The sequence below is a fragment of the Psychrobacter sp. TB55-MNA-CIBAN-0194 genome, from assembly GCF_040309505.1.
GTDB lineage: Bacteria > Pseudomonadota > Gammaproteobacteria > Pseudomonadales > Moraxellaceae > Psychrobacter > Psychrobacter fozii.
Genome location: NZ_JBEOOW010000007.1, coordinates 200,984 through 209,879, shown reverse-complemented (window position 1 = coordinate 209,879; position 8,896 = coordinate 200,984). Strand labels below are relative to the sequence as shown.

The following is an 8,896-nucleotide window of genomic DNA, read 5'->3' as shown; positions in this document are numbered from 1 at the left end:
CCAGTGATTGACAGCTTTGACGGCACGATCGTCGTAGGAACTGCCGAAGCGGGCAGCACCGTTGACATCTTAGATGCTGATGATGTCGTGATTGGCAGCGCAACCGCTGATGGCAATGGCGACTATAGCGTGACCCTTGATACGCCACTGACCAATGGCGAAGTCATCAATGCCACCGCCACCGATGCCGCTGATAACACCTCAGTAGAATCGAATTCTGCGAGTGCCCCTGACAGCACGGCACCAACGGCGCCAGTGATTGACAGCTTTGACGGCACGATCGTCGTAGGAACTGCCGAAGCGGGCAGCACCGTTGACATCTTAGATGCTGATGATGTCGTGATTGGCAGCGCAACCGCTGATGGCAATGGCGACTATAGCGTGACCCTTGATACGCCACTGACCAATGGCGAAGTCATCAATGCCACCGCCACCGATGCCGCTGATAACACCTCAGTAGAATCGAATTCTGCGAGTGCCCCTGACAGCACGGCACCAACGGCGCCGATTATCGCCCCTGTTATCACTGATAACGTCGCCAATGATGGCAGTGGTGATGTGCTCGACCCTGCAGAAACCATTACTGATGGCGGCGTCACTAACGACAATACTCCAAGTGTGACCGTCCCTGCTGATCAAGTAACTAACGGCACCCCGCAATTGGTCATTGATGGAGTGGTTGTACCCTCAACCTCTGTGACCAATGGCGATGGCAGCGTGACCTTAACGCCAACCACGCCACTGACTGATGGTGAGCATGACCTAAGTTACAATCTCACAGACGATGCCGGTAACGTGAGTGATGATGCGCCTGCTGTTAGCGTGACGGTTGATACCACCGTCATCATCGCTCAAGATGACTCCAATGATATCGATTTAGGTAAATTACAAGTAACCACTTATCCTTCAGTAAATAACGATAGCGTCACCGTACTTGGTGTCGCCGAAAGCGATAGCGGTACAGATGGTACGCTTGACTTTACGGTAAGTGAAGGCGCTAGTGGTACTGTTAGTATTGAAGTTAGTCAGACAGCGCTAGTCGCAGTAGCGGATGCAGTCAATATCGAGGTCTACAATAGTAATGGCGACCGTGTTTATGTCGGTACGACTGGTGGTAACCCATTGGTGGGTGATGTAATAGGTCTAGAATTATTAGGATTGACGGGCAATGACACATTAACAGCAGTCGTATCTGGTTTAGAGCCAGGAGATTACACTGTGGTGGTGCGTAAAAGTGAGAGTGCATTAACCACTTTAGTACAAGATGTGGAGTTGGCAGAGTTGGGTGACTCAGGCATCATTTTAGGTCCAGATAACCAAGAGGCTGTCTTAAATACAGTGGAAACCTCACTTAATACTGACTCTCCTGGCTTGGGAACTACTGTCAAAGGTATTCTGTCAGCTGCATTGCTAGTAACGAATGAGCTGGGTGTCGATGCGTTGGTGACGTTGCTTCAAGAAAATACCGTATTGAACACTTTACTTGGTGGTGTGGTTGACCCGGTATTGGATGCGGTTGCAGTAGCATTGCTTAGCAATACTTTAACGCTGCTTGAAACCACTGATGTCACTGCCACACTAACGGAATATGATTTTGATTCAAGTATAGCCATCACAGGTAACGTGATTGACCCTGATGGGTTAGTAACAGGTGAGTCAGGTGAGGATACGGTTACTGTTAACACTAAGCTGACGGACATAAGCAGTGATAATACAGTTTCAGAGCCAACATCTCAGCTTGTCGACGGTGTCAATGTATTTACCATACAGGGGCAATACGGTGTACTAGTGATTGACGAAAATGGTGACTATACTTACACGGCCAATGGTGATTATGCTTCGTCAGGTGAAACAGATGTGTTTGAGTACACTATCTCTAACGGTGCAGCAGGTAACAGCGATACCGCAAAACTTGTGATCAATATCAGCTCTACGGCATCTGCTGCGCCAATCGCAGCGGCAACTATCACAGACAATGTAGCTAATGATGGCAGCGGTGGTGTACTAACACCTTCAGAAGTCATTGCAGATGATGGCACCACAAATGACAATACACCAAGCCTTGAGGTTGCTGCTGGTGTACTTAGTGACGGTGAAACACTGCAGTTAGTGGTAAATGGTAACGTAGTTGATGCAGTACTCACTGAAAACGCTGATGGCAGCTATACTTTAACGCCGCAAACGCCTTTAGATGATGCTGAGTATGAGCTAAGCTACAACATCAAAGATGCTGTGGACAATGTGAGCGGTAACGCACCTGCTGTGACAGTTACAGTAGATACAACCTCACCGGCGGCTGTGGATAATGAATCCACGCTAAATGTGAATGTCACGCCCACCATCACCACGCAAGAAACACAAACACAACCTGTAGGAGGGCTGTTAAATCTTGGCGTGCTTTCGGATACGATAGATGTGAGTGTGCTAGGTAGCAACAGTGGGCTCACTTTTGTGGTACCCAATAACTCTACTGAGCAAGTGACCGTAGATGGCACTGGTTCAGCTTTCCTAGACTTGTCATTGTTAGGCGATACCAATTTTGACCTTGTAGTGTATAGAGTTGAAGAAGGTAGCACCGATGCTGTATTAGTATACGAAGAAGTAAACTGGTTGGTTAGCTCAGGAGGTATTTTGGGAGCTTCGTGGAGTGCGAATGAGCTGGTATTACCAGAGTTTGAAGGTGGCGGTACTTATTACGTGACACTAGGAAATGCTAGCGGGCTGTTAAATGTTAGCTTATTAGGTAGCTTATCCATCAGTACAGTGTCCGATGTGGTTACCAATTACAGCCCAGATGAAGGTGTCGATGGAACGGTAGCGGGTAACGTTATCACTGACTTAGGCGCTGATGGTACTGATACGGCAGCTACTGGTACCGTAGTATCAGCAGTCGATGGCTTAGCAGTGATTGACGGCACAGAAATAGTAGGTAACTATGGCATGTTGACCATTAATTCGGATGGTAGTTACAACTATGCGGCTAATTCTACGTTTACAGGTACTTATGGTGATGTAGATGTTTTTGAGTATACGATTACTGCACCAAATGGTGAGTCATCTTCTGCAAATCTAGAAATTACGATCGACTATGATTCTGAGAGTGGGGCAGCTGCAGGTCGTGTAAGTGCCAGTAGCTTCACACTTGCTGATGATGCAGCTTCTATTGATATTCCTGATACGTCATTGACTGTCTCAAGCGAAGGGCTTGATGTTCTAAGCTTTGAAAGCGAAGATCAAACCATCAGCTTATCTGATATCTTTGAAGTTGATGTGATAGATATAAGTGGCATTGGTGCGAATACGTTGACCGTACAAGCAGCAGATATTACAACCTCAGATGCGATCTATGTTAGAGGTGATAGCGATGATACCGTAGATTTAGGTAATATTGGTACTGATCTCAGTGATACAGATGGATCTGGTAATGCGGCAACGTGGGTAAATACCCAAACCACGACATCAGATGCCGATGGACAACAATATAACGTGTGGGCGCTGAGCACTGACTCGGCTACACAGGTCAATATTGATGTTGATATCACCAATGTTATTTAATTGATATCAGGTGTCTGAGTTATCTAAGCCATATCAGTTATTTATTATTGGCTAATCGTAATGTAAACGTTAAAACGCTCCCAAACTGGGGGCGTTTTTTACAAGGTATACATAACCGTATTGAGCTATAGTTAATAAGCCTTAAAGGCAGATAGGATAGTGCCCAAAATACTAAAAATAGTGAATAATAAAGGACAATAAAAAATGAGCGAAACCACCAGTATGAATGGCCTAATGACTCACTTAAAAAATAACTTACCAGCCATCTATGAACACTGGGTACAAACACATATTACCCAAGTACATACTGAAAACAGTACTGGGAATTTTCAAGATGCTGCAGTAGATACACTGTCTACCACCTTCATCTTGTCAGTCTCTGATGGCCATAAAAAAGCCAAAGTAATCACTTTTATTATTAATGATTTATTGAAACTAAAGGAAGTAGATAATACTAGTAACTTCTCTAATTTTGAAAGAATATTGCCAGTGATAATGGCAAAAGTAGATACGTTATCGGAAAAATTTGATGCTCCTATCGCTTGGTTAAGGCTTGAGTGGCTCAATCAATCCTCACTCACTACTTGGTCAAATTTTCAGCAAAGTCTAAAGGGCTTTAAACGCAATTATTACCGCTCAGGCATTGCATTTACAGGAGTGCAAGAGCCTTGGCTGCTACTCACTGAAATGGAGTTAAATGCTAATGCCTGTCTTTATATGGGTAACACGGTTTCTCATGCAGGGGTTAATGCTAATAATCTGAACGTGTATCTAAAAGCGCGCCATGGTAGTAGCCAAATCCCAGATTTTAGCGATGACTTGCCCATTATTAGTTTTAATACGGCGGGTGTGTTTATTGATGAGCACACAGGTGAGTGTCATACCCTTGATACACAGCCACGCTTTAAGGGTCACCGCAAGTTGTTGCCACTATCGGCAGATACAACTCAGCCTATCATTGATATGTCTACAAATTACTTAGCCAGACAGGTGCAGCCTTCTGGCCAGTATGTGTATGGGTACTTTCCTTGTTTTGGCCGCACGATAGATACTTATAATAGCCTGCGTCATGCCAGTAGCACCTATGCACTGATAGAAGGCTATGAAGCTTGTCATAGTTTTGACGGCTATCGTAACGATGAGGCTAAGCTTGCTTTGGCTAATATGAAAGTTAGTATTGATAATGCCATGAGCTATTTGATTGATGAGCTTATTCAGACCTATGATGATAAAGCATATGTGATTGATACTGGCGGAGAGATTAAGCTAGGTGCAAATGCTGTTGCGATATTAGCAGTCGTTAAATATCTGCAAGTGTTTAGAAACACACCAAAAGCAGATGATTATCATGCGTTGGCAGAGCAATTAGCGCTAGGTATCATCGCGATGCAACAAGACGATGGCAGCTTTGTACATGTCCTACATAGCAAAGACTTAACACTAAAAGCAAAAAACCGCATCATTTATTATGATGGCGAGGCGGCATTTGCAATGATGCGTTTGTATGGTTTGACCAAAGATACGCGCTGGCTTGACTGTGTCACTTGTGCTTTTGACTATTTTATTGAAGCCAAGCACCATCAAGCACATGACCATTGGTTGTCTTACTGTTCAAACGAGCTAATCATTTATAAGCCTGAAAAAAAGTATTTTCGGTTTGCGGTCAATAACATTGCAGGCTATACCGATTTTATCAAAAACCGTATCACTACTTTTCCGACATTGCTTGAGCTATCCATGGCATTTCATAAAATGCTATTAAAGCTAGATGAATATCCGGAGTTTCATGATGTGTTAGCAGGTTTTGATGTTCAAGGGTTTTATCAGGCATTGCATGCGCGTGCCAATCATCTTATGAATGGTTTTTTCTTTCCAGAAATGGCCATGTTTTATAAATCCCCGCAAACCATTCTGCATGGATTTTTTATTCGCCATCACTCGTTCAGAGTACGGATTGATGATGTAGAGCACTATCTATCAGGGCTTATTGGTTACTTTGATTTTTTAAAAACGGCCAATTATCCAAAGCTCGCTGCAAAGAAGCATCAGTCAAATTATGATGTAATCCACCCATCCACTCAACTGTACCTCCAGTTATACCCATAGTCAGGATTTGAAACAACCTGTGTTAACGGCCAATCCATTGGTCCTTGCCACTAAGGGGAGGTGGCTAGTCACACCGCCAGTAGATTGGTCTGCGACAGGATTATGCATTTGGCCACCCAGTTTTGAGTCAGGTCAGTTAATCGTGGCTCGAGGAAAAAATATGGCGGTAGGCTATTTGTCTGAAAAATCGGTTGAGTCTTTAGTGAAAAAAGGTGCTTCTGCCATTATCACTGATGATGCCATAGCATACAAAAACTCAAGTATTCCTGTGCTGTACGTGCGCGATATACGTCAAGCAACTATTGCGATTGGCCGATATGCTCGTCAAGTCTTTGATGGTCAGGTTATTGGTATTACCGGTAGCGCTGGGAAGACTACAACAGTACATATGCTGGCACATGTACTGAATGGTTTCGGCGGTGCGAGCTACACTCAATCTAGTGCAAATCTACCAGTGGGTATTGCATGGAATTTAGCTTCTATGCCTCATTCTATAAACTATTGGGTATTAGAGATGGCGATTGGCTCTATGTCTGCCAATACCAATTTAGTCCGCCCTGATATAGCGCTCATTACCAATATTGCTCCCGCACATCTTGAGTATCATCATAATGTTGAGACTATTGCTCTCAAAAAATCACGTATTTTTGAAGGTATGGCACCAGGTTCTCTCGCCATTGTTTGCCGAGATATCGAGCAGTATGATTTGATTGAGCGTTTGGCAACCACGTGGGGTATTCATGTCGTCAGCTATGGTGAACATGATGATGCAACAATTAAGCTACTCAGTTACCATCAAAAAGAGGCACAAGCACAGATAGCAGTTGATGGTCAGACTTATCTGCTGAATTTACAGGCCCGTGGTCAGCACATGGTGCTAAATGCGATGGCTATTTTGGCCGTGGTCAACCATAATAATTTACCTATCCGTGCGGCCATTACTCGATTAGAGAGTTTTAAAGCCGTGACTGGGCGAGGGCAAGTACTCGAAACGACCTATAAAAACCGACCAATCACACTTTACGATGAAGCTTACAATGCTAACCCATTATCCATGCAGGCAGCACTCGAAACCTTTGAACAGTTACAGGTACCTACCCATCAAAAAGTATTGATTTTGGGTGATATGTTAGAGCTAGGTGGTGACAGTAGTAGGTACCATTTACAGTTGGCTCCTATCATTGAAAAGATGAATTTCAGAGCTTTGATTTTAGTCGGTAGTCAAAGCAAAGTATTGCTTGATAAGCTTAAAATTCTAGATATAACACTTTATCACTTTGAAGACGTACAAGCCTTAAGCTTGAAACTACATGAGTTCCTTAAAGATCATGACCATGTTTTTATTAAAGCCTCTAATGGCATCGGACTCAACAAGCTCTTCATAGAGGGTTAAAATATTCTGAATATAATTAGAAGTCAGAGCTAACAATATAGGAGGCACTGCCACGGATCGTTTTGTTACTGACGCCGCCATATTGGTTGAGAGTTTTACATTAAGAAATAATGAGATAACTGATCAGCGTCTTATCATAGAAAACAAGTCAGCAATACCAAAAATGATGGCATCATTGGCTAAATTAATGACGGTTATGTTGGTCTGGGATAAAGTGATGCAAGATAAAATCGACCCTGTCACGACTACGGTAGAGATGCCGGTTAGTTTATTAAAGGGTAGTAGTGAGTACTATCAGTTTTATCAAAAAGGCGAACAAATACCGTTAATAGTACTTATTGAGCCTGCTTTAATCGCTAGCTCTAATGAAGCAACATTTGCCTTAGCCTGTTGGCACTCTGGTACTGAACAGAATTTCGTCACACAAATGGTTCGTCAGTCATATTTTCTCGGCCTAACCAATACTCATTGGACCAGTTGTTCAGGTCTTGAGAAAAGCGCTTATACAACGGCTCAAGACATGAGTAAGCTTGCCAAGATATTCATCAGTCAGTATGGGGCAAGAGCTTCTTTTTGTTCTCTAAAATATTTTGAATTTAATGGAAAAAGAGTTTTTAATACCAATAAGCTTATGCGTTCTTACCCCAATATTCTAGGATTAAAAAAAGGTAACTTGGTCGGTATAGGCTCTAATCTAATCAACTATTGGATGAATGATGATGTGCATTATCTAAGTATTGTGCTAGAGGCTGAGAGCCGAGAGGTATGCTATGAGCTGTCTGAGAAAATCATGAATCAATGTGTGCAATCTACGTTATAAACGTTAAATTAATAAACTTGTTGTGATTTCTCTAGCATAATATTTTACCTTGTACTCGAGGAAGTGTCTTCCAGATACTTCCTCTTTCTCATATTTATTATGCCTATCAGTGTCAATAGGATATTAAGCTTACTTGTTCATAAGCTTATTTATAATCCTGATTAAAAGTCACTGCTAACTCCAAAGCGGCCTCACGCATCAGAGGTACGTACTCTAGCAATTCTTCCAAAGTTTTTCTTACCGTCGGGCCGTGGGTAAATACTGTCGCAAACGCTTTATTTTCATCATTAGGAATGAGTACCGCACAAGCGACCATACCTGGAATAAACTCTTCGTTATCTATGCCTATTCTAGTATCTCGAGTCTCAGCGATGGTCTTCATTAAACGTTTTTTATCCGTCTGCGTATTGGTGGTTAATGCATGTATAGATATTTTATCGATGATACGTTCGCATTTTGCATTGGATAGTTGTGATAAGAATAATTTACCACTGGCACTTGCCCAAATGGGCACATGAGTTCCAACTGGTAGGTATATTTGAAGTGGCCAATCAGACAAAACCCTATCGATATAGACAACATCTAGGTCTTGCATAATGGCAATACCGACAGTTTCCCCTATTTGTGATGATAGTTGCTGCAATATCGCAAGTCTTTCAATCTTGAAATGATTATTCTGCAATAAATCCATCGCGAGCTTATAGGTTCTTTTTCCAGACGTTACCTTTCCGGGTAAGTCGAGTTGTACGAACCCAATATTTTGTAGTTGATCTAATAATCTATACATACTAGGTATAGGCACATCCAATGTGTCCGCTAAGTCGCTCACACTCATCGGTCTTTGCGATCTTGCTAGAATTTCTACAATCTGCAAAACCCGCTCAACACTAGAGCCCTTCTTTTTAGTATTAACCATGGCTTCGTAGCCTCCTAACCAGATGACATTAAATCTCTCTAGGCATTATAACGATAATATTTGTCCGTTTGAGGCTTGTTATTATAAAAATATTCTGTTATTTTCT

General features: G+C 42.6%; 5 protein-coding genes. 4 read left to right on the top strand and 1 reads right to left on the bottom strand.

Annotated elements, in window-relative coordinates; genetic code table 11:
- The 4 genes from AAEY75_RS10255 to AAEY75_RS10240 form a co-directional block, all read left to right on the top strand.
- On the top strand, positions 1-3,555 hold a 3,555-nt coding region (locus tag AAEY75_RS10255; protein ID WP_352259520.1), incomplete at its 5' end, for an Ig-like domain-containing protein.
- Between the two features lie 204 nt (positions 3,556-3,759).
- On the top strand, positions 3,760-5,661 hold the full coding sequence (locus AAEY75_RS10250) for a hypothetical protein (RefSeq protein ID WP_352259519.1): 1,902 nt from the start codon (positions 3,760-3,762) through the stop codon (positions 5,659-5,661).
- A 7-nt stretch (positions 5,662-5,668) separates the two neighbouring features.
- Positions 5,669-7,054, top strand: coding sequence for a UDP-N-acetylmuramoyl-tripeptide--D-alanyl-D-alanine ligase (locus AAEY75_RS10245; protein ID WP_352259518.1), 1,386 nt, complete (start codon positions 5,669-5,671; stop codon positions 7,052-7,054).
- Between the two features lie 163 nt (positions 7,055-7,217).
- Entirely contained in the window at positions 7,218-7,874 is a 657-nt protein-coding gene (locus tag AAEY75_RS10240) for a D-alanyl-D-alanine carboxypeptidase family protein (protein ID WP_352259517.1), read from the top strand.
- Between the two features lie 145 nt (positions 7,875-8,019).
- Here the strand turns inward: AAEY75_RS10240 and AAEY75_RS10235 are convergent, their stop codons facing one another.
- Positions 8,020-8,790 (bottom strand): IclR family transcriptional regulator, encoded by a 771-nt coding sequence (locus AAEY75_RS10235; protein WP_352259516.1) that lies wholly within the window; start codon positions 8,788-8,790, stop codon positions 8,020-8,022.
- Positions 8,791-8,896 lie beyond the last annotated feature (106 nt).